Raw genomic sequence first — 2,441 nt, forward strand, 5'->3', positions numbered from 1 at the left:
ACGGAGGTCGGCGAGGTCGCCGAGCCGGGCGGCCCGGCGGGGCGCGGCGGCTCCTCGGCCATGCCGCACAAGCGCAACCCCGTGCTCGCCACCCTGATCCGCAGCGCGGCACTGCAGGTCCCCGCGCTGGCCGGCGCCCTGACGCAGTGCCTGGCGGCCGAGGACGAGCGGTCGGCCGGCGCCTGGCACGCCGAGTGGCAGCTGCTGCGCGAGTGCCTCCGTCTCACGGGCGGAGCCGCCCGTACCGCCGCCGAGCTGGCCGGCGGCCTGGACGTGCGGGCGGACCGCATGCGCACCAACCTCGGTCTGACGGGCGCACAGATCGTCTCGGAGCGGCTCGCGGCGGTCCTCGCGCCGCGCATCGGCAAGGCCGAGGCCAGGCGGCTGCTGACGGAGGCGTCGGCCGAAGCGGCCGCGGATGGCCGGGAACTACAGGCTGTTCTCGCCGAGAAGCCGCTACTGGACGGTCACTTCACCGCGGCCGAGCTGACGGCCCTGTGCGACCCCGCCGACTACACCGGCGCCGCAGGCCCGCTGGTGGACCGGGCATTGTGGCCCTGACAACACCTCACGCGAATCACCTGCGTTTTTCCTCCGCCTTCCGTACCCTCACCCGAGGCCCGCGGAAGGCGGATGCGTGTTCGGTCATTCACGGGCGAAGATCGGCCAAGCGGGCGACGCCGTGGTTAGGATGATCGGCGTATTCCGCTTCTGGACGGGACGTCAGGGACAACGGCCCCGTCCAGCCGTCCGCATGCCCCCTGCGTCCACGAGGAATTGATGTCACATCACATACCGGACGTAGTGACCTGGTGCCTGACCGCCGCGCTGATCGCCGTCGCGGTCCTGCTGGTGCGCCAGCGGGGGATCGCCGCGGCCCTGCGGCTGCGCGCCGCCACGCTGGAGGAGGGGCAGCGGGCGCGCGACAGCGAACTCGGGCACCTGGTCACCGTCCGGCTCCCCGCCGTCACGGCGTCCATGCAGCAGCCCGTGCCGCTGCCCGGCCTGCTCGACGAACAGCTCACGGGCACCGTCTTCGCGCACGGCCTGCAGTCGGTGATGGACACCTTCACCCAGGCCGTCGACAAGGCGCAGGCCCGCGCCGACCAGTCCGCGAAGGCCGCCCTCAAGGCCTCCATGCGCGCGCTCCAGGGCCTCGCCCACGAGCAGCAGCTGGCCATCTCCGACATGCAGGACCGGCACGACAACCCCGACGTGCTGCGCGACCTGCTGCAGATCGACCACGCCAACTCCCAGTTCGGCCGCCGCGCCCAGGCGATCGCCGTCCTGTGCGGCTCCTGGCCGGGCCGGCAGCGCGCCGCCTCCCCGCTCACCGACGTCGTCCGCGGCGCCACGTCCCGCATCCGCGACTACCGGCGCGTCCAGGTCCACAGCCAGGCCGACCTCGCCGTCGTCAGCCGCGCCGTGGAGCCCGTCGTCCTCGCCGTCGCCGAGCTCCTCGACAACGCCGCCCGCCACTCCCAGCCCAACACCACCGTCGAGGTCGGCCTGCAGCCCGTGCACAACGGCGCCTGCATCGTCATCGACGACGCCGGGGTCGGCATGGACGGCCAGGAGACCCAGCGGGCCGGCGCCCTGCTGTCCGGCCGCGCCGCCGTCGACGTCTCCCGCCTCGGCGACCCGCCGCAGTTCGGCTTCCCCGTCATCGGCGTGCTCGCCGCGCGCTACGGGTTCAGCGTCTCCGTCGACACCCGCTCGCCCTACGGCGGCGTCCGGGCCGTGCTGTTCCTCCCCAGCACCCTGCTCACCCAGCTCGACATCGACGGGCCCGGCACGACGCCGCTGCGTCACCCGGGCGCGGGTACGGGCGCGGGCGCTGGCACAGGCGCAGGCACGGGTGCGGGCGCAGGCGCGGGTGCGGGCTCGCACGCGGCGGACCGCACCGCCGCGACGCGGCCCCCCGGGCGTACGCCCGTCCCGGACTTCCCCGACTTCCCGGAGGCCTCGGCCGCCGCCTTCCCGGAGACCTCCGCCCGCGGGGCCGAGTCCCCCGGCGGTTTCCCGGAGGGCACCGCCCGCCGCAACCGCGAGGCAGGGTCCGGCTTCCCGGACAGCTCTGCCCGTGGGCCCGAGGCGTCGGCCGGATTCCCGGAGAGCTCCACTCGTAGCCCTGAGGCGTCGGCCGGCTTCCCCGGCGTGCCCGGCGGCCGCGGCGGCTCCGGCTTCGGCTCCGGCTCCGACGGCACTCCCGGGGGCGGCCGCGCCGGTGGCCCCGGCAGTGGCCCCGTCTCCGACGGCGGCCCGGTCTCGGGTGACGGCTCCTTCCCCGGCAACGGCTCCTTCCCCGGCAACGGTTCCGTCGCCGGTGGTGCCGCGATGTCCGACGGCGGCCCGGTCGCCGGCGGGGGCTTCCGCCCCGAGGGCGGCTTCGCCGCCGGTGGCGGATCCCTCCCCGGAGGGGCCCCCGTCCCCGGTTCCAT

General features: G+C 75.5%; 1 protein-coding gene and 1 pseudogene. Both read left to right on the forward strand.

The annotated features are described in order from the left end of the window. Positions 1-561: pseudogene (locus V7793_RS36385) on the forward strand (3-carboxy-cis,cis-muconate cycloisomerase); the annotation flags it as partial. Between the two features lie 219 nt (positions 562-780). Continuing rightward, the coding region (locus V7793_RS38335; protein WP_443058080.1) for an ATP-binding protein at positions 781-2,441 on the forward strand (1,661 nt) is incomplete at its 3' end.

The sequence above is a fragment of the Streptomyces sp. KLMMK genome, from assembly GCF_036961605.1.
In the GTDB taxonomy this organism is placed as follows: Bacteria; Actinomycetota; Actinomycetes; order Streptomycetales; family Streptomycetaceae; genus Streptomyces; species Streptomyces telluris.